Here is a 16,179-nt window from a genome sequence, read left to right as displayed (position 1 = left end):
GCGGGCCGGGGTGCCGGTACGTCAGAGCCCGCGCGCGGGCGCGGTCAGGTGGACCGGGAGGTCGAAGAGGTCGTTCTGCGTCAGGATCGGCTTGTTGCGCAGCTCGTCGCGGGCCACGGCGAGGCTCAGGTCCGGGAAGCGGGCGTAGAGCGCCGGGAGGGCCACCAGGGCCTCCAGCCGGGACAGGGCCGCGCCGGGGCAGACGTGCGGGCCGTGGCCGAAGGAGATGTGCCGGTTGGGGGTGCGGGTGACGTCGAACTCCCCCGCCGACTCGCCGTACTGCTCCTCGTCGCGGCCGATGGCGCCGAAGGAGACGATCAGCCCCTCGCCGCGCGGCAGGATCCGGTCGCCGACCTCGATGTCCTCGGCGGCGAAGCGGATCAGGACGTGCGAGGTGGGGGTGGACCAGCGCAGGGTCTCCTCGATGACGTCCTCCCACGGGACCTCGCCCTTGAGGACGAGGGCGCGCTGCTCGGGGTGGGTCTCCAGGGCGACCACGGCGTTGACGATCAGGCTGATCGTGGTCTCGTGTCCGGCGGCGACCATCAGCTGGAGGGTGTTGGTGATCTCCTCGGTGCTGAGGTGGTCGCCGTCCTCGGAGGCCGCGATGAGGGCGCTGGTGAGGTCGTCGCCCGGGTTCTCCCGCTTGGACTCCACGATCCGCGAGAACAGCGCGCCGAGGTCCGCCATCATCTGCGGAACCTCCTCGGGCAGGGTCTGGGTGGAGAAGAACTTCTCGAAGAGGGCCTTCAGCCGCGGGTGTTCGGTGGCGTCCACGCCCATGAGCTCGCTGATGACGTTCATCGGCAGCGGGTACGCGAAGCCGGCCTTCAGGTCGACGCGTTCGCCGGCCGGGAGCGCGGCCAGCGCGTCGAGCATCCGCGTGGTCAGCTCCTCGATGCCGGCGCGCAGCTTCTCCACCCGGCGCACGGTCAGGGCCTGGGCGACGAGCGTGCGCAGGCGGCGGTGTTCGTCGCCGTCGACGGTGAGCATGGAGCGGCCGGGGTTGGCGAGGCCGATCAGCGGCCAGTCGGCGGGTATTTCGCCGCGCTGCCAGGCTCCCCAGACGTTGATGTCCTTGACCACTCTGGAGTCGGTGAGGAGTCTTCTCGCCTCGGCGTGGCGGGTGACGGCGTACACGCCGACACCGCCGGGCAGGACGACGCGGACCAGCGGGCCGGCGGCGCGCAGCGCGGCGCTCTCGGCGTCGAGGTCGGTGACGAAGGGGTCCAGGACGAGGGGGGCGGGGCCGGCGTGGTCGATCGGGCACGTCATCGGGTGGCTCCTAGGGCGGGGGTCGGGGTGAAGGTCACGGGGAGTTCGGTGAGGCCGCGCAGCCAGGGCGAGGGCCGCCGGGTGAGTGCGGCGGCGGGTCCGGCGAGGTCGACGTCGGGGAGCCGGTCGAGGAGGACCTCGATGCCGGTCCGTGCGATGACCTCGGCGACCTCCTGCGCGGGGAAGGGGCAGCGGTGTTCACCGTGACCGAAGGAGAAGAAGGCGTTGTTCCCGCCGGTGAGGGCGCCCGCGTCGGTGCGTACGTGCGGGTCCCCGTTGGCGGCGGCCAGGCCCAGGAGGACCAGGTCGCCGCGGCCGATGCGCTGTCCGCCGAGCTTGGTGTCGCGGGTGGTCCAGCGTCCGGCGACGTTCTGGGTGGGGGTGTCCTCCCAGAGGACTTCGTTCATGGCCTCGCCGACGCTGTGCCGGCCGCCCGCGAGGGAGGCGGCGAACCGGTCGTCGGTGAGCATCAGGCGCAGGGTGTTGCCGATCCAGTCGGCGGTGGGCTGGTGGCCTGCGGCCATCATCACCATCAGGTCCTGGGCGACCTCGTCGAGGGTGAAGCCGGCCGTGTTGGAGAGCATGCGGGAGGCGACGTCGGGGCCCGGCGCGGCCTGCTTGGCGGTGAGCAGCGCGTACATGGACTCGCCGAGGTGGCGCTGGCCGTCCAGGGCGCCCTCGCGGCCGTTGATCATGTCGTTCATGGCGGTGACGAGGCCGGGGCCCTGGTCGTCGGAGAAGCCGTAGAGGCGGGCGAGGACGCGCAGCGGGAGGAGCATGGCGTACTCGCCGACGATGTCGCAGGCGCCCTTGCCGCACAGCCGGTCGATGAGTTCGTCGGCGAAGCGTTCGGCGTGGCCCTTGAGTTCGAAGGGGTCGACGGCTTCCAGGGCGTCGGAGATGACGGCGGCGCGTTCGCGGTGGCGTTCGCCGACGGTGTAGAGGATGGACGGCTGCTTGCGGCCGATCATCGGGAGGAGCGGCCAGTCCGCGGGGATGCGGTCCCACTGGTTCCACAGGTCGGAGTCGCGGGAGAACAGCTGCGGGTCGCTGGTGACCTGGTGCAGTTCGCGGTAGCCGAGGACCAGCCAGGCCGGTACGTCGCCGTCGAGGACGACCGGGGCGACGGCGCCGTGGTCGCGCCGCATCTCCCGGTACAGCTCGACGGGGTCGGTCTGGAAGCGGGGGCCGCCGAGGTAGACGGGCTGGGGCTCGGGGGTGGTCACGGGGTGGGCTCCGGGATCGTGTTCAGGACTGCCGTCTGGTGGTGCAGGAGGTGCTGGAGGTGCTGGACGAGGGAGATGAGCACCTGCTTGCTGGAGGCGCGCGAGCGGGCGTCGCAGAACAGCAGCGGCACCTCGGGGGGCAGGTCGAGCGCCTCGCGGATCTGCTCGGGCGTGTGGGCCGGTCCGCCGAAGTCGTTGCAGGCGACGACGAAGGGGGTGCCGTGGTGTTCGAGGCGGTCGATGGCGTACCAGGAGTCCGCGAGCCGGCGGGTGTCGACGAGGACGACGGCGCCGAGGGTGCCGGAGAACAGCCGGTCCCAGAGGAACCAGAACCGTTCCTGGCCGGGGGCGCCGAACAGGTAGAGCACGTTGTGGGCGTCGAGGGTGATGCGGCCGAAGTCGAAGGCCACGGTGGTGGCGGTCTTCGTACCGATGCCGGCGGTGTCGTCGACTGCCTCGCCGGCCTTGGTCATCGTCTCCTCGGTGTTCAGCGGGCGGATCTCGCTGACCGAGCGGACCATGGTGGTCTTGCCGACCCCGAAACCGCCCACGATGACGATCTTCAGGCCGTTGTCGGCGGTGCTGCTGAGGGCCTGCCGGGTCGTGCCCCGGTCAGAGGTTGCGGAGTCCAACGAGCACCTGCTCCAGGATGTCGGGGTCGGGAAGGAGGTACGTCGAACGCGGGTGCCGGGCGCTGATGCGCCCGGTCCCGAGGAGGTCGGCGAGGAGGATCCGGACGATGGACACGGGCAGGCCGAGCTCGGCGGCGATCTCCACGACGGCCGTCGGGTACCGGCACATCCGCAGGATCGCCGCGTGCTCGGACTGCATGCCCGGTACGGGATCGCATTCCGTGACGATCAGGGTCACGAGGTCGAAGGCGTCCGAGCCGGAACGGCTGCGGCCGCCGGTGAGGGTGTAGAGCCGGTCCGGGGAGTCGTCCCGGCCCGGCCTGCCGCGGCTCAACCCCGGGGCCTGGCGATCAGATGCTCGCTCAGCTGCTCGACCAGTTCGGACATGTTGTGGCCGACGAAGCCGGCGTCGGCCTCCTCGTCGGCGACCAGCGCGAGGTGCGCGCCCTCGCCGGCCTCGACGATGAAGAGGATGCCGCCGTAGAACTCGGCCATCGCGGAGCGGACTCCGCCGGTGCCGTCGCCGAACTCGATGGACGCGCCGTGGGACAGGCTCTGGATGCCGGCGGCGATGGCGGCGAGCTGGTCGGCCTGGTCGACGGAGAGCTCGGGGGTGCGGCACAGCTTGAGGCCGTCGCGGGACAGCACGAGGGCGTGCCGGGCGCCGGGGGTGCGCTCCAGGAGTCCTTCCAGGAGCCAGCTGAGCGTCTCGTCGGTGGTGGTGCCGGTCATCGCGTGTTGCCTTCCGGGTGCGGGGGGTTCGAGGGCTGCTGCGCCGAAGTGCCGCGCACGGCCTGGCGGAAGCTGCCGAAGCGGGCTGCGGACTGGGAGGCGCCGCCGGGGGCGGCCGGGGTGCGGGCCGTCGCTCCCGCGGCGTCGGGTCCCTCGGGGTGGGCGGCGGCCAGGGTCTTGCCGCGCCTCCGCTGGGGCAGTCCGCTCTCGCCGATCACCGGGTTCCGGCCGGTGGATTCGGAATCCTCTGTGCCGGCGCCGGGAGCGGAGCCGTCGGCGGCCTCGGGCCGGGGGCCGCGCTCGCGCACGGGCGCGGGGCCCGCGGGCTCGGCGGGGCCGTGGGCGGGCTCGGTCTCCGGGGCGGCGGGCGCGGGAGCGGCCACGGGCTCGGGAGCGGCCACGAGTGCCGGGGCGGGCACGGCTTCGGCGGCGGTGCGGCTGATCAGGTCCTGCGGCAGCATCATCAGGGCGCCGGTACCGCCGCGCGCGGAGGGGCGGAAGGAGACCGTCAGGCCGTGCTTGCGCGCGAGGCGGCCGACGACGGCGAGGCCGAGCCGGGTGCCGGAGAGCCCGGCGAGGTCCAGCGACTCGGCGCTCACGGCCTGCTCGGCGCGGCGCAGCTGGACCTCGCTCATGACGAGTCCGCTGTCCTCGACGGTGATGATGATCCCGGCGGGCACCTCTTCCACGTAGACGTGGACCTCGGCGTTCGGCGGGGAGAAGTTCGCGGCGTTGTCGAGGAGTTCGGCGAGGGCGTGCATGACGCCCTCGGCGGCGTGCCCGGCGACGGCGGCCTCGCTGGTGGAGTGCAGTCGCACCCGCTGGTAGCCGCCGATGCGGCCCATGGCTCCGCGCAGGATCGACTCCATGACGATCGGCCTCGCCCAGCGGCGGCCCGAGCGGGCTCCGGTGAGGACGGCGATGGAGTCGGCGAGCCGGCCCGCCTGGGCCGTGCGGTGGTCGAGGTGGAGCAGGTCGCCGAGGACGTCCTCGTCGGCGTGCCGGTGCTCCATGTCCCGCAGGTCGGCGAGCATGCCGGTGGCGAGCGCCTGCATGCGGCCGGCGGCGTTGGCCGCGGCGGCCATGGCGGCGGCGCGGCCGGACTCGGCGCGGCGCAGTTCCTCGCCGAGGCGTTCGCGGGAGGCCAGCTGGGCGGCGGTCATCCGGTCGAGCTCGGCGGCGTGGGAGGCCGTCAGGTGCTCGCGTTCCGCGGTCCGTTCCGAGGTCAGCCGCTCCAGTTCGGCGGCGTGTTCGGCCACCAGGCGGCCGCGCTCGGCGGTGCGGGCGGCCGTCTCGCGGGTCGCCTCGGCGGTGAGCCGGGCGAGGTGCGCGTCGCGGTCGGCGAGTTCACGGGTGAGGAGGGAGAGCCGGACGCGCAGCAGCCGGGCGCTGCGCGCCGTCCAGGTGAGGGCGCAGGCGGCGACCGCGAGCACCAGGGAGCCGGACGCGGAGAACCAGGCGAGGGGTTCGCGGACGGACGACGGGGCCGCGGCCACCGCCGCCATGGAGAGCGCGCCGGTGGCCACCGCTGTGATCAGCAGGGCGAGCGCGGAAGGGCGAAGGGGGGAAGGCGACGCCGTCATCAATCAAAGCCTCAAACCGGGCGTAAATGGAAGAGAGGGTTCCTGTGGCAACGAGGCACAACTATAAGAGGATTGCTGATCGTTTAGGAAAGGTCTTGGCCAATGTCACGTTGAGTAACGCCCACTAAGGACAGGTCTGGAGCGGTTTCGGGGCTATGGCATGGCATCCTGTGACGTCACAACTCGCCGGACGGGATCGGCGGCGGACGTCCGGGGATATGGGGAAGGTCCATGAGGCTCTGCTTCCTGGTGGAGGAGCACTACCGCCACGACGGCATGCCGAACGAGGTGATCCGGCAACTGACCGCCTGGGGGCACCAGGTCGACGTCGTACGGCCGGGCGGCTCGCTGCTGCGCATGGCCGAGGTCGTACGGTCCGGCGCCCACGACGCGTGGGTCCTCAAGACCGTGTCCGGAGGCCCGGGTCTCACCCTCCTGGAGGCCGCGGCGGCCACCGGCGCGACCACGGTCAACGACGCCCGGTCGATCCGCGGCGTACGGGACAAGGCCCTCGCCGCCGCCGTCGGCAGCGCCCACGGCCTGCCGATGCCGGCGACCTACGCGGTCGCCCGGCCCGAACTGCTGGCGCAGATACCGGAGGCGGAGTACCCCCTCGTCGTCAAGCCCGCCGACGGCAGTTCCGGCCGCGCCGTGCACCTGGTGCCCTCCCCGGACCGGCTCGCCGGGCTGCTCCCCGGACTCGCGGGCGAGGGCATGCTGATCGCCCAGCCGTACGTGCCCAATCCCGGCACCGACATCAAGGTGTACTGCGTCGACGGGGAGCTGTTCGCCACCGAGCGCTGCTCGCCCCTGCACCCCGACCCCGCCGTGCGCGAGCGCCGGGTGCCGCTGCCCGCCGAGGTGGCGGAGATCGCCGCCAGGGTGGGAGCCGTGTACGGGCTGGACCTGTACGGGGTGGACGTGCTGCTGGGTCCCGACGGGCCGGTGGTGGTCGACGTGAACGACTTCCCGAGCTTCCGTCAGGTCCCCGACGCCGCGGCCCGGGTGGCGCGGGCCGTCCTCGGCCTGGCCCGCACCGGTGGCACGCGGCAGTCGGTGCCCCGCCTGCCCGTGACGGCGTACTCCACCCTGCCGGTGACGATCCCCGCCCAGGTGGCGGCCCGGGCGGGTGACGGCGCGTGAGGATCGGCCTGATCACCCCGGACCCGGGGCATCCGCTGCTCGCGGCCACCGCCGCACTGCTCTCCGCCGAGCACACGGTGGAGGTACTGGACCCCGCCGCGGGAGCCACGGGGGCCCCGGGCGCGCGGCCCGACGTCTGCCTGCTGAAGGCGCGGACGCCGGCGGCGCTGGAGCTGGCGCGGGCCCTGGAGGAGCGGGGGACGGTGGTGCTGAACTCCGCCGCGGCCACCGAGCGGTGCCAGGACCGGATCACCATGGCGGAGCTGGCCCTCGGGGCGGGACTCCCCTTCGCCGGCACCCGCGCCCACGCCACGCTCCGCGAACTGGCGGCCGCGGCGCAGCGGCGGCCGGAGGGGCCCCTGGTGGTCAAGAGCCGGCACAGCCGCAAGAACGACCTGGTCGCCCGGGTCGACGGCGCTCAGGACCTGCGGGAGCTGACGGCCGTGTGGGGCCGGGAACCGGTCGTGGTCCAGGACTTCGCCCCCAACTCCGGCTGGGACCACAAACTGTGGGTCGTCGGGGGCCGGGTCTTCGCGGGCCTGCGGCGTTCCGAGCTGGCCACCGCGGCCGGCGAACCGGCCGCGGCCGTGCGACGGCTCCCCGCCGCGTGGGAGGAGTCGGCGCTGCGGGTCGGCGAGGTCTTCGGGCTGGAGGTCTACGGCGTGGACGTCATCGACACCGGGGGCGGCGCACCCCTGATCGTGGACGTCAACGCCTTCCCCGGCATCCGGGGCCAGGCGGGCGCGCCGCGCGCCCTCGCGGACCTCGTGCTGCGCGCCGCGCCGCCTGCTTGACGGCCTCAGCCCCCTGCACGGCCTCGGCCCACTGGATGACCTCGGCCTACTTGATGACTTCGACCTTCTTGTCCCCGGCTGCGGCGACGGCCTGCGAGCCGAAGCCCAGTACGGCGCACACGGCGAAGAGGACGACGGCGACGGTGGCCTTGCGCTTGCGGTTCACGGTTCCCCCCGGGTGATCACCGATTCCGCGGCCGACGGCGGGCCGCGGTCCTCGAAGCCTCTCACCGGGCCCCGGCCGCGGCAAGGCCGGCAGCGTGCCCGGCAGTCGACCGGAGGACGGTGCCGTGCGCGCGGTGGCGTCCGAACGGTAAGGGGAGCGGACCGAGGTACGGGAGGTGCCCGATCCGGTCCCGGCCACGGGCGGGGTCGTGGTGCGCGTCGAGGCGGCCGGGCTGTACCGCAGCGCCTGGCACGGCGGCCGGGGCCGGATCCGGGGGCGGCGGTAAGCCTGCCGCAGTGCTCCCGGCGGTCCGCCGCCGGCACCGGCCGGTATCGGCCCCCTTGCCGCCGGGGCCCGCTCGGGCCCCGGCGGCAAGGGTTACCCTGCTGCCCGGCGAGGCGAGCGCCCCCGCAGAGGCAGGAGGACCATCCGTGCCCGATCAGCTTTCCGCGGCCCCCCGGCCGGCCCCCGGCGGCCGCCCCACTCTGGAAGCCGTCGCCGCGCACGCAGGCGTCTCCCGGGCCACCGCGTCCCGCGTCGTCAACGGAGGCGAAGGGGTCCGTCCGCACCTGGTGGAGAAGGTCGAGGAGGCCGTCCGCGAACTGGGCTACGTACCCAATCCGGCCGCCCGCACCCTGGTCACGCGGCGCACCGGAGCCATCGCGGTGATCATCGCGGAGCCGGAGATCCGGATCTTCTCCGATCCGTTCTTCTCCCGCCAGGTCCGCGGCATCAGCAGGGAACTCACCGCGCACGACGCCCAGTTGGTACTCCTGCTGGTGGAGGACCAGCGGGACTACGAGCGGATCGAACGCTACCTGGCCGGCGGGCACGTCGACGGCGCCCTGGCCTTCTCCCTGCACACCGACGACCCCCTGCCCTCGATCACCCGGCGCATCGGCCTGCCGACCGTCTACGGCGGCCGGCCGGGCTGGACCGACGGCCCGGACGCCACAGGCACCCACGGCGGCGTCGCGTACGTGGACGCGGACAACCGCGGGGGCGCGCGCGAGGCCGTACGGCACCTGCTGGACCTGGGCCGGCGGCGGATCGCGCACATCGCCGGGCCGCGTGACCAGACCTCGGCGACCGACCGGCTGGACGGGTACCTGGACGTGCTGCCCGGGGCGGATCCCGGGCTGCTGGCCGACGGGGACTTCACCGCCGCGGGCGGGGCCCTGGCGATGGCCGGACTCCTGGACCGCAGGCCCGGCCTGGACGCCGTGTTCGCCGCGAACGACCTCATGGCGACGGGCGCGCTGGAGGTGCTGCGCGCCCGGGGCCGCCGGGTCCCCGAGGACGTGGCACTGGTCGGCTTCGACGACGCCGAGTCGGTGGCGGAGACCACCGATCCGCCCCTGACGACGGTGCGTCAGGACATCGAGGGCATGGGCCGGCTGATGGCCCGGCTGCTGCTGCGGTCCCTGGAGGACCGGCGGGCCGCCGGCCCGGTCCCCCGCTCGGTGATCACGCCGACGACGCTGGTGCGGCGCGCCTCGGCCTGAACCCGGCTGCGGCCCTTCACAGGGGCCGGACCATGCAGACGCGCGGCCAGCGGTCCAGGCCGTGGGCGGCCTCCTGGCGCCGGATCTCCACCAGGCCCGGGGTGAGTTCGTCCTCGGCCAGGATCCGGAACCCGCAGCGGAGGTAGTAGGGGGCGTTCCAGGGCACGGCCTCGAAGGTGGTCAGGGTGAGCGCGCGGTCCCCGCGGGCGGCCGCCCGCAGTCCGGCGTGCTCCAGCAGGGCCCGGCCCACGCCCCGGCGGGAGCTGCCGGGGTGCACCGACACCTGCTCGACGTGGAGGGCGCCGTCGACCGGTTCGGCGAGGAGGTAGGCCACCGGACGGCCGTCCGGGCCGGTGGCCACCCAGGCCAGTCCGGCGTCGCCGTAGCGGGCGAGCTCTTCCAGGGGGAGCGGTTCGTCGTCGGCGACGGCGGCCATTCCGATGTCCCGGAAGCACGCCCCGGCGGCCCGTTCGATGTCCTGGCAGACCGGTAGGTCCGCGAGGACCGCTGCTCGTATGCGCATCGGACCAGTGTCCCCGGGGGCGGGCCCCTCGTGCCAGGGCATTATCCCTGCGGAACCGCCGTCCCCGCGCGGGTGCGGCGCCGGCGGAGGAGGGCCGCGGTGGCGGCGACGGCCGCGGTCAGGGCGCCGGCGACGGTGAGCAGCCAGACGGGGACGCCGCCCGCGGTGAGGAGCTCGTCGTGGTGGACGATCCTCCGGTAGGGGGTGTCCTCGGCGGTGGCGCGCAGTTCGTGGTCCCCGTCGATGCGTTCGGGCCGCGGGAACCGCTGCTCGATCGCGGTGAGGAAGAGGGGCGCGGTCCCGGCGAGTTCGGCCAGCGGCCCCTCCGGGGTGACGGTTCCGGCGAAGGTCACCTCGGGTGTCGCGCCGCCGATCGGGGAGCGCGGTTCCATGCGGTGGGCGGCGAGGACGTACAGGCCGAGCGACTGGGGGGTGCGGGCCATCCGGGAGAGCCGCATCGGGTAGACGAGCCGGTCGCTGTCGAAGCTGATCCGCAGCGGGTCGAGGTCGCCGCGCAGGGTGCGGCCCGGCTCCTTCGGGGCGAGGCGGACGGCGACGTACTCCCACCGCTGGTCGACGTACGGTTTGACCTCGGTGGCGAGCCGGTCGGGCAGTTCGAAGCCGTTGGACTCCAGCCAGGAGCGCAGGGCGTCGGGGTCGGTGGCGGTGAGCCGGGCCACGTCGAAGTCGCCGAGCCGTTCCCGGCCGACGACGCCGACCGAGGGGTTTCCGGCGCCGGGGGCGGCGCCGCCGACGGTGTCACGGCCTCCGGAGGAGAAGGGCCAGTCCTTGTCGCGCGGCCAGAAGTAGCCGCGGGTCCGGTGCTCCGGGCGGGTCAGGTCGGCCAGTTCGGGGAAGAGGCCGGCGTCCCCGAGCCGTACGGTCGCCCGTCCGGGAACGGGCATGATCCAGGCCGCCTCGCGGGCGTCGCCGCCGACGGTGAACCGCATGACGATCTCTTCGGTACGGCCGTCCCAGCGCACGACGGAGGCCTCGCGGTCGACCCCGATCCGGGCCGCGTCGCCGGGCACCATCGCCCCGCAGCCGCAGGCGTAGGCGGGGCTGATCAGGGCGCCCGCCTGGGTCAGGAACAGGGCGAACAGCAGGGCCGGGATCCTTCGTTTGGTCCACACGGGTGAGGGGACGACACCGCGCGCCGCCCGGTTCCCGCCGCCCGGCACCCCGCCGTGAGCCCGCCATCAGGGGCGTCGTCATCAAACTGCGGCCGATCCGTGCCCGTGGAGTGGCCGCGGCCGGACCGCCCGGGCCCCGGCTGATCCCATACTTAGGGCTCATGAGAGGGAAGGACAAGCCGCGCAGCAGCCCCCTGGTCCCCGACGCCGTGAGCGCCGAGATCGACCGGCACGACTGGGGTTCCATCGAGTGCGGCTGCGGCCGCCCGGCGGGGCATCTGGAGGACATGCTGTGGGATGCCGCCGAAGGGCATCCGGCGGCCTTCCACGCCCTGCAGGGCCACGTGTTCTCCGGGCCGAAGCTGTGGCCGCCGGCCCCCGCCGCGTGCGGGGTGCTGATGGCCGTGTGGGCGGCCGGGCCGCCCCGGCTGGCGACCCGCGAGGCGCTGCTGTGGACGCTGCTGTCGTTCCTGAACACCGAGGACGACGGCTCCTCGCACGAGGCGGGGCTGTACGGGCAGTGCGCCGCCTTCGTCCGTACGGGCCTGCCGGGGCTGCGCCGCGAACGGGCGGCGGCCCCGGGTTCGGTGGCCGCCGCCTACGCCGACGGGATCCTGGCACTGCTCGACCTGTGCGCCTGATCCCCGGGGGCGGGTCGCAGGCAGGCGTGCAGCAGGTCCGGGGTGACGTCCTCCAGGGAGCCGGCGAAGGTCCGGGCCGGCGAGTGCGGTACGTCGAGCAGCGAGGGCACCACCAGGACCGCGCAGCCGGCCGCTTCCGCGGAGGCCGCGCCGTCCGGGGAGTCCTCCACGGCGACGCACTCGCCGGGGGTCAGGCCGAGCCGTGCGGCGGCCTCCCGGTACGGGTCGGGGTGCGGTTTGGTCCGTTCGGTGTCGTCGGCGGAGAGGGTGAAGGCGAAGGGGACGTGGGCCAGCGCGCCCCCGACCACCTCGTCGACCACCACCCGCGGTGAGGCGCTGACCAGGGCGAAGGGCACGGCCCGGGCTGCGAGTTCGGCGAGCAGCCGGCGGGCGCCGGGGCGCAGCGGGGCGCCGGCCGCGACCCGGCGGAAGAAGCCGTCGGTGAGGGAAGCGGCGACCGCGCCCGGGTCCGCCGCGCCGCCGGTGAGCCGTACGAGGTGTCCTGCCGTGTCCTGGACGGCCCGGCCGACGACCTCGGGGGCGTCCGCGGGACCGAGCCGGTGGCCGAGCTGGCCGGCGACCTCCTCGGTCGTCCGCCACCACAGCACTTCGGTGTCGACGAGGGTGCCGTCCATGTCGAAGAGCACGGCGGCGGGCGCGCTCACGCGGTCCTCGCCACGACGAGGACGGGCCGCTCGGTCAGGCCGACGGTGGCCCGGGCTCCGGGTCCGAGCGCCCCGGCGTCCCGGGAGGGCAGGTCGGCCTTGACGCGGCTGCCGCCGGGCAGGTCGAGGTGGAGCCGGGTGACGGAGCCGAAGAAGGAGGCCGACACCACGGCGGCGGTGCCGTCGGCGTCGGCGGCCACGGTGACGTTCTCGGGGCGGACGAGGACCTCGACGTCCGGGGTGGCGGGTACGGGGCCGTCGACCGGCAGCCGGGTGCCGGCGACCTCGACGAGGCCGCCGTCGCCGAGGCGGCCCGGGAGCCGGTTCATGGTGCCGACGAACTCGGCGACGAACGGCGTCGCGGGCCGGTCGTACAGCTCGGCGGGGGCGGCGCACTGCTCCAGCCTTCCGGCGTTCAGCACGGCGACCCGGTCGGCCATGGAGAGGGCCTCCTCCTGGTCGTGGGTGACGAACACGGTGGTGATGCCGAGGGAGAGCTGGAGGCGGCGGATCTCGTCGCGCAGATTGGCCCGGACCTTGGCGTCCAGGGCGGACAGCGGTTCGTCGAGGAGCAGGACGCGGGGGCGCAGGGCGAGGGCGCGGGCGAGGGCGACGCGCTGTTGCTGGCCGCCGGACATCTGGTGGGGGTAGCGGTCGCCGTGGGCGGGGAGGCCTACCAGGTCGAGGAGTTCGGCCGCGCGCTCGCGGCGCCGGACGGCGGGGACCTTGCGCACCCGCAGGCCGAAGGCGACGTTCTCGCGGGCGGTGAGGTTCGGGAAGAGGCTGTACGACTGGAAGACCATGCCGGCGTCGCGGCGGTTGGCCGGGACCCGGGTGATGTCCTCCCCGTCGACGAGGACCTCGCCGGAGTCGGGCTGCTCGAAGCCCGCGAGGACGCGCAGCGCGGTGGTCTTGCCGCAGCCGGAGGGGCCGAGGAGGGCGAGGAGTTCGCCGGGGCGGGCGGTCAGGTCGAGGCCGTCGAGGGCGACGGTGGAGCCGAACGCCCGGCGCAGGTTGCGGAATTCGACGAGGGCGCCCGCGGGGGCGCCGCGGTCCGCCGGCGTCCCGGCCTCGGCAGGGGTGGTGGACATGGGGGGTCAGGACTCCTTGCGGGAGGGGGCGGGGGCGGGGGACGCGCTGGGGGCGTTCGTTCCGGCCCGCGAGAGGAGGAGCAGCAGCAGCCAGGTGATGAGGAGGCTGAGGACGGAGACGGCCACCGACATCCGGGCCTGGGCTCCGGAGATCGTCACGATCCACACGGCGAAGGGCCGGAAGCCGAGGAGCGAGGCGATGGTGAACTCGCCGAGGACGAGTGCCAGGGTGAGGAAGGCCGCTCCGGCGAGGGAGGCCCGCAGGTTGGGCAGCAGGACGCGCACGACGACGTACGGCCAGCTCGCGCCGCAGCTGCGGGCGGCCTCGGTCAGGGTCGGGACGTCGACGGCGCGCAGGCCCGCGTCGAGGGAGCGGTAGACGAAGGGCAGCGCCAGCACCGTGTAGGCGAGGACCAGGACGAAGGGGAACTTCTCGTTCTGGACGGCGATGAAGGTCTGGTACAGCGGGGTCCGCGAGAGGTGCTCGGGCCCCCAGCGCAGCACGGTGGTGATCCCGGTGACCAGCGCGATGGGCGGCACGACGAGGGGCAGCATGCACATCACCTCGACGACCGGGCGCAGCCGGGGCGAGCCGATGCGCACGGCGACCAGCGCGGGCACCGCCAGCAGCAGGGACAGGGCGATGGTGGCGGCCGCCAGGCCGAGGGAGAGCAGCAGGCTCTCGGTGAACCCCTCGGCGGCGAGCAGTTCGGTGTAGGCCTCGAAGGTGACGCCCTGGCCGGGGACGTGCACGGTGAAGACGAAGGAGGCGACGAGCGGGAGCAGGAAGTAGGCGGCGGCGAGGCCGAGTACGGCTCCGCGCCAGACCCGTGGCCGGGGGCGGCGCGCCTTCGCGCGGGGCTCGGGGGCGGTCACGGCGCCTTCGTCCGTCCGGGGCACGGTCGGGGTCATCGCAGCCATCGGGCGCTCCGTCGCTGGAGGGGCAGGTAGACCGCCATGACCAGGCCGGCGATCAGGATCATGTCGAGGCCGAGCGCGAGCGCCACGTTCTCCTGTCCGGTGAGGACGTTGCCGGAGAGCGCGTCCGCGATCTTCAGGGTGACCAGCGGGACCGAGCCGCCGACGAGGGCCGCCGCCGTGGCGTGGGCGGCGAAGGCGGTGCCGAAGAGGAGGACGAACCCGCCGAGCAGGGAGGGCGCCAGCACCGGGATGCCCACGTGGCGCCAGAACTGGCCGGCGGTGGCCCCGCTGTTCTGGGCGGCCTCGCGCCACTGGGGGCGCAGTCCGTCCAGTGCGGGGACGGTCACGAGGACCATCAGCGGGGTCAGGAAGTACAGGTAGACCACGGTGAGACCGGTGAAGGAGTACAGGTTCCAGCCGAGGCCGGTGAGGTCGGCGAGCTGGGTGACGACTCCGGAGATGCCGGCGGTGGCGATGAACGCGAAGGCGAGCGGTACGCCGCCGAAGTTGGCGAGGACTCCCGAGGCCGTCAGGGCGGCGGAGCGCAGGGCGGTGGAGCGCGAGGTGACCAGGGCCTGGGCGATGAGCACGCCGAGCACCGCGCCGAGGAGTGCGGTCAGGGCGGAGAGCTGGACGCTGCCGACGAGCGAGCCGAGGTAGGGGCCCTGGAGGGAACGCGCGAGGTGCTCTCCGGTGGCCCGGGTGGCGCCGGTGGCCGGGTCGGTGCTGGTGACCGCGCCGAAGGCGATGGCGCCGAGCGGGATGCCGAAGCAGAGCCCGGTGAAGGCGAGGAGGGGGAGGACGGCGAGCCAGGTGCGCGGGCCGCGCCGCCGGCGGGGGGTGGTGGTGCCGCCGGCGGTCCCCGTCGGGAGGGGGGAGGTGGTGGGGGCGGACATCAGCTGAGGGCCTTGTCCCACTTCTCGGCGAGGGTGGCCTTGGCCTGGTCGAGCTCGGCCGAGGCGGGGAAGGACGGGGTGCCCTGGACCTGCGGGAGCGCGGCGACGGCGGCCTTGTCGGCGGTGCCGTCCTGGGTCATGCCGGGGAGCAGGACGGGGCGGGCGTGGCCCTTGAGCCAGATGTTCTGGCCCTCGGTGCCGTACAGGAACTCCATCCACAGGCGGGAGGCCGCCGGGTGGGGGGCGTCCTTGTTGATGGCCTGGGAGTAGTACTGGGCGAAGACGCCGTCGGTGGGGACGGCGACCTTCCAGTCGACGCCCTTGCCCTTGAACTGCTCGGCGTAGCCGGCGTTGAGGTAGTCCCAGTCGATGGAGATGGGCGTCTCGCCCTTCTCGACGGTGGCCGGGGTGGACTCGACGGGGATGAAGTTGCCGCTCTTGCGCAGCTGCCCGAAGAAGTCGATGCCGGGCTGGATGTCCGCGAAGGAGCCCTTGTTGGCCAGCGCGGCCGCGTACACGCCGCCGAAGGCGGAGCCCGACTTGGTGGGGTTGCCGTTGAGGGCGACCTTGCCCTTGTACTCGGGCTTGAGGAGGTCCGCGAAGGTCTGCGGGCAGGTGGGGACGCGGGCGGCGTCGCAGCCGATGGAGACGTAGCCGCCGTAGTCGTTGTACCAGCGGCCGTCCGCGTCCTTCTGGGAGGCGGGGATCTTGTCCCAGGCGGCGACCTTGTACGGGGCGAAGAGGTTCTCGGCGGCTCCGCTGCGGGCGAAGGCGATGCCCAGGTCGAGGACGTCGGGGGCGCGGTCCTGGCCCTTGCGGGACTTCACGGCCGCGATCTCGTCGGCGCTGGAGGCGTCGGGGTTCTCGCTGTTGATCTTGATCTTGGGGTACTTGGCCTGGAAGGCCTTGATCATCTCGCCGTAGTTCGCCCAGTCCGGCGGCAGCGCGATGACGTTCAGCTGCCCTTCCTTCTCGGCGGCCGCGACGAGGGCCTCCAGGCCGCCCAGATCGGCGAGCGAGGTCGCGGTGCCCGGCCGGGCGCTGCCCTTGGCCTCGCCGGCGGCACCGGCGGGCTGCTGCGGATCGGGCGCTGCGCCGCACGCGCTGAGCGTGGTGAGCACGGCGGCACTGAGCAGTACGGCCGCGCCGCGACGGGCGGAGGAACTGAGCACGGTCTCTCCCGGAGACGAAGGGGGTTTCACTTGCCAGGCATCACTTGTCTGAACAAGTTGGCTCCAGTTCGCCCGGGCGCG

Annotated in this window: 17 protein-coding genes and 1 pseudogene; 5 read left to right on the top strand and 13 right to left on the bottom strand. The window is 74.0% G+C overall.

The features are described 5' to 3' along the window. Window positions 1-21: 21 nt before the first annotated feature. Genes ABZZ17_RS24535 through ABZZ17_RS24510 form a run of 6 tightly spaced genes read right to left on the bottom strand, consistent with a single transcriptional unit; the run spans window position 22 to window position 5,448 of the window. Window positions 22-1,275, bottom strand: coding sequence for a cytochrome P450 (locus tag ABZZ17_RS24535; RefSeq protein WP_356878512.1), 1,254 nt, complete (start codon window positions 1,273-1,275; stop codon window positions 22-24). Further along, complete coding sequence (locus ABZZ17_RS24530; protein WP_356878510.1) at window positions 1,272-2,501, bottom strand: cytochrome P450; 1,230 nt, start codon at window positions 2,499-2,501, stop codon at window positions 1,272-1,274. The genes ABZZ17_RS24535 and ABZZ17_RS24530 overlap by 4 nt, the downstream gene beginning before the upstream one ends. Beyond that, complete coding sequence (locus tag ABZZ17_RS24525) at window positions 2,498-3,133, bottom strand: ATP/GTP-binding protein (protein WP_356878508.1); 636 nt, start codon at window positions 3,131-3,133, stop codon at window positions 2,498-2,500. The genes ABZZ17_RS24530 and ABZZ17_RS24525 overlap by 4 nt, the downstream gene beginning before the upstream one ends. Further along, complete coding sequence (locus ABZZ17_RS24520) at window positions 3,114-3,467, bottom strand: DUF742 domain-containing protein (RefSeq protein WP_356878506.1); 354 nt, start codon at window positions 3,465-3,467, stop codon at window positions 3,114-3,116. Before ABZZ17_RS24520 ends, ABZZ17_RS24525 begins: the two co-directional genes overlap by 20 nt. Beyond that, window positions 3,464-3,865 (bottom strand): roadblock/LC7 domain-containing protein, encoded by a 402-nt coding sequence (locus tag ABZZ17_RS24515; protein ID WP_281210250.1) that lies wholly within the window; start codon window positions 3,863-3,865, stop codon window positions 3,464-3,466. Before ABZZ17_RS24515 ends, ABZZ17_RS24520 begins: the two co-directional genes overlap by 4 nt. Continuing rightward, entirely contained in the window at window positions 3,862-5,448 is a 1,587-nt protein-coding gene (locus ABZZ17_RS24510; RefSeq protein ID WP_356878504.1) for an ATP-binding protein, read from the bottom strand. Before ABZZ17_RS24510 ends, ABZZ17_RS24515 begins: the two co-directional genes overlap by 4 nt. A gap of 231 nt (window positions 5,449-5,679) precedes the next feature. Here ABZZ17_RS24510 and ABZZ17_RS24505 point away from each other — a divergent pair, with 231 nt between their 5' ends. The 4 genes and pseudogenes from ABZZ17_RS24505 (at window position 5,680) to ABZZ17_RS24490 (ending at window position 9,056) form a co-directional block, all read left to right on the top strand. Further along, complete coding sequence (locus tag ABZZ17_RS24505; protein ID WP_356878502.1) at window positions 5,680-6,591, top strand: hypothetical protein; 912 nt, start codon at window positions 5,680-5,682, stop codon at window positions 6,589-6,591. Then, the gene (locus ABZZ17_RS24500) at window positions 6,588-7,385 is read left to right on the top strand and encodes an alpha-L-glutamate ligase (RefSeq protein ID WP_356878500.1); all 798 of its coding nucleotides are present in this window, start codon (window positions 6,588-6,590) and stop codon (window positions 7,383-7,385) included. The genes ABZZ17_RS24505 and ABZZ17_RS24500 overlap by 4 nt, the downstream gene beginning before the upstream one ends. A 290-nt stretch (window positions 7,386-7,675) precedes the next feature. Continuing rightward, window positions 7,676-7,816: pseudogene (locus tag ABZZ17_RS24495) on the top strand (alcohol dehydrogenase); the annotation flags it as partial. Window positions 7,817-7,982: 166 nt separating this feature from the next. Then, the gene (locus ABZZ17_RS24490) at window positions 7,983-9,056 is read left to right on the top strand and encodes a LacI family DNA-binding transcriptional regulator (RefSeq protein WP_356878498.1); all 1,074 of its coding nucleotides are present in this window, start codon (window positions 7,983-7,985) and stop codon (window positions 9,054-9,056) included. 16 nt (window positions 9,057-9,072) lie between these two features. Here the strand turns inward: ABZZ17_RS24490 and ABZZ17_RS24485 are convergent, their stop codons facing one another. Both ABZZ17_RS24485 and ABZZ17_RS24480 read right to left on the bottom strand, forming a co-directional pair. Further along, window positions 9,073-9,579 carry a GNAT family N-acetyltransferase gene (locus ABZZ17_RS24485; RefSeq protein ID WP_356878496.1) on the bottom strand — a complete coding sequence of 169 codons (507 nt, stop codon included), beginning with the start codon at window positions 9,577-9,579 and terminating at the stop codon, window positions 9,073-9,075. 41 nt (window positions 9,580-9,620) lie between these two features. Further along, entirely contained in the window at window positions 9,621-10,712 is a 1,092-nt protein-coding gene (locus ABZZ17_RS24480; protein WP_356878494.1) for a DUF2330 domain-containing protein, read from the bottom strand. A 161-nt stretch (window positions 10,713-10,873) separates the two neighbouring features. Between ABZZ17_RS24480 and ABZZ17_RS24475 the strand changes: the two genes are divergently transcribed. After that, complete coding sequence (locus tag ABZZ17_RS24475; RefSeq protein ID WP_356878492.1) at window positions 10,874-11,353, top strand: hypothetical protein; 480 nt, start codon at window positions 10,874-10,876, stop codon at window positions 11,351-11,353. On the opposite strand, the gene ABZZ17_RS24470 is transcribed toward ABZZ17_RS24475, so the two are convergent. From ABZZ17_RS24470 to ABZZ17_RS24450, 5 genes are read right to left on the bottom strand one after another with little or no spacing between them, the layout of a single operon-like run. Next, entirely contained in the window at window positions 11,311-12,018 is a 708-nt protein-coding gene (locus ABZZ17_RS24470) for an HAD family phosphatase (RefSeq protein ID WP_356878490.1), read from the bottom strand. The two genes, ABZZ17_RS24475 and ABZZ17_RS24470, sit on opposite strands and share 43 nt — an antisense overlap. Then, the gene (locus tag ABZZ17_RS24465) at window positions 12,015-13,109 is read right to left on the bottom strand and encodes an ABC transporter ATP-binding protein (RefSeq protein ID WP_356878488.1); all 1,095 of its coding nucleotides are present in this window, start codon (window positions 13,107-13,109) and stop codon (window positions 12,015-12,017) included. The genes ABZZ17_RS24470 and ABZZ17_RS24465 overlap by 4 nt, the downstream gene beginning before the upstream one ends. Window positions 13,110-13,115: 6 nt before the next feature. Continuing rightward, window positions 13,116-14,030, bottom strand: a complete 915-nt coding sequence (locus ABZZ17_RS24460; protein WP_356878486.1) for an ABC transporter permease subunit — start codon at window positions 14,028-14,030, stop codon at window positions 13,116-13,118. Further along, a complete protein-coding gene (locus ABZZ17_RS24455; RefSeq protein WP_356878484.1) occupies window positions 14,018-14,926 on the bottom strand; it encodes an ABC transporter permease subunit in 909 nt (302 codons plus the stop codon). The genes ABZZ17_RS24460 and ABZZ17_RS24455 overlap by 13 nt, the downstream gene beginning before the upstream one ends. After that, window positions 14,926-16,062, bottom strand: a complete 1,137-nt coding sequence (locus tag ABZZ17_RS24450) for an extracellular solute-binding protein (RefSeq protein ID WP_356878564.1) — start codon at window positions 16,060-16,062, stop codon at window positions 14,926-14,928. Before ABZZ17_RS24450 ends, ABZZ17_RS24455 begins: the two co-directional genes overlap by 1 nt. Between the last annotated feature and the right edge of the window lie 117 nt (window positions 16,063-16,179).

Source organism: Streptomyces sp. NPDC006512 (genome assembly GCF_040611935.1).
Lineage (GTDB): Bacteria > Actinomycetota > Actinomycetes > Streptomycetales > Streptomycetaceae > Streptomyces.
The sequence above is the reverse complement of the archived record's forward strand: the minus strand, read 5'-3'. Positions and strand labels throughout refer to the sequence as shown.

What these genes read in the sequence shown, in the direction of transcription:
- ABZZ17_RS24510 (WP_356878504.1), bottom strand. Translation starts at nt 5,448, where the DNA reads ATGACGGCGTCGCCTTCCCCCCTTCGCCCTTCCGCGCTCGCCCTGCTG.
- ABZZ17_RS24460 (WP_356878486.1), bottom strand. Translation starts at nt 14,030, where the DNA reads ATGGCTGCGATGACCCCGACCGTGCCCCGGACGGACGAAGGCGCCGTG.
- ABZZ17_RS24485 (WP_356878496.1), bottom strand. Translation starts at nt 9,579, where the DNA reads ATGCGCATACGAGCAGCGGTCCTCGCGGACCTACCGGTCTGCCAGGAC.
- ABZZ17_RS24505 (WP_356878502.1), top strand. Translation starts at nt 5,680, where the DNA reads ATGAGGCTCTGCTTCCTGGTGGAGGAGCACTACCGCCACGACGGCATG.
- ABZZ17_RS24475 (WP_356878492.1), top strand. Translation starts at nt 10,874, where the DNA reads ATGAGAGGGAAGGACAAGCCGCGCAGCAGCCCCCTGGTCCCCGACGCC.
- ABZZ17_RS24455 (WP_356878484.1), bottom strand. Translation starts at nt 14,926, where the DNA reads ATGTCCGCCCCCACCACCTCCCCCCTCCCGACGGGGACCGCCGGCGGC.
- ABZZ17_RS24515 (WP_281210250.1), bottom strand. Translation starts at nt 3,865, where the DNA reads ATGACCGGCACCACCACCGACGAGACGCTCAGCTGGCTCCTGGAAGGA.
- ABZZ17_RS24535 (WP_356878512.1), bottom strand. Translation starts at nt 1,275, where the DNA reads ATGACGTGCCCGATCGACCACGCCGGCCCCGCCCCCCTCGTCCTGGAC.
- ABZZ17_RS24465 (WP_356878488.1), bottom strand. Translation starts at nt 13,109, where the DNA reads ATGTCCACCACCCCTGCCGAGGCCGGGACGCCGGCGGACCGCGGCGCC.